This window comes from Aeromonas aquatica, from assembly GCF_000764655.1.
GTDB classification, from domain to species: domain Bacteria; phylum Pseudomonadota; class Gammaproteobacteria; order Enterobacterales; family Aeromonadaceae; genus Aeromonas; species Aeromonas aquatica.
This window is the reverse complement of the sequence record NZ_JRGL01000059.1, coordinates 1-1,297: the sequence shown is the minus strand read 5'-3', so window position 1 is coordinate 1,297 and position 1,297 is coordinate 1. Positions and strand designations below refer to the sequence as shown.

At 44.0% G+C, this 1,297-nt stretch carries 1 protein-coding gene; it reads right to left on the bottom strand.

Going from position 1 to position 1,297, the window contains the following annotated elements; all coding sequences use genetic code 11:
• Positions 1-697 (bottom strand): beta-keto acid cleavage family enzyme (locus LG30_RS21460; protein ID WP_081966058.1); only part of this gene is annotated, 697 nt, incomplete at its 3' end.
• Between the last annotated feature and the right edge of the window lie 600 nt (positions 698-1,297).

The window sequence follows — 1,297 nt, the reverse complement described above, 5'->3', positions numbered from 1 at the left end:
AATAAATATTGTCTTCAAGTCCAGTACGGACGTGACCACCAAGCAAAATTGAATAGGTATTTAGTGGGAGCTGCGCCTGACCGATGCCAATAGCAGACCAAATACTGTTTTCTGGGAGACAATCGACTACATACAGCAGATCTTTGCAGGTCGGGCTGACCCCGCCATGGATCCCCATAGCAAATGCAAACACCAATTTGGAGCCAAGGTAGCCTTGTTTTTGAAGGGTGATTGCTTCGTTAATCACACCTGAATGGTAAATCTCGATCTCTGGTGTAACATTGTGTTGCTTGATGGCAAGCGCCAGTTTTCTGGCAAGTGCGGGGCTATTGATAAATGGTTTATCGCCATGGTTAACCGAACCACAATTAAATGAGGCTATTTCTGGGCTGTACTGAAGGTGATTCCATGCTTCTTCTTCTGGAAAACCTTGTGGAAGGTTTAGACCGGATGTGCTCAGGTTGAGGATAATATTGGAACGCTCACGGACACGCTCAATAATTTCCCGCCAAACTTTACTATCATAGCTTGGCTTACCAGCTTCATCACGAGCGTGGATATGGGCGACACTGGCACCAGCCAAACTACATTGAACTACAGCATCGGCAATTTCTTTTGGGGTATGTGGGACTGCAGGGTTCTTACTTCTGGGAGTTATGCCGCCATTTACGGCAGCAGTGATGATTAGATTTTCCATAATTTTTGATCTTCTATGTTATACATTTTGATTGATAATATAGATACCAAGTAAAATAGAGGTCCCTAAAAAAAGGGGATTGAAGCTGTATGATCACTCCCTTTTGTGGGCAACTGTCAGGTGAACACCATCTCCATACACCATTAGCAACGCCGATCCACAGATTACAGGCAGGTCCCACATCATCTGTGGAATGAGAGCTGTGCAAGGTCTTTACACCAAGTTGCAACGCTTGATGGCTGGCCATTGATGGGTCCCACATCAGATAAGGTATTGGAAAGGAATTGGATGGGTCTTTTGGGTTGTTAGGGCGTTGTTGCCCAAATCGGTCATTGAAACGCCATTCCCCCAGCCCCGAGGGATAGCTACATGTGCGGCTTTCTCACAGGCAGACCCAGGGCATTTTGAACCGTTATTTACAGGTTTCTCATTGAACGTGGTGCCCAAAATACAAGCGACAAAAGTATGTCAACAATAAACACTAGATAAAGTGTCATTAAGTGTTAATAAACGTCAATGGATGTTAAGAAGTGTTGCATTGATCACACTTTGTAATTGATAAATTAATTTATTGTTGTTGTGAGTGCCTCAGATGAATAC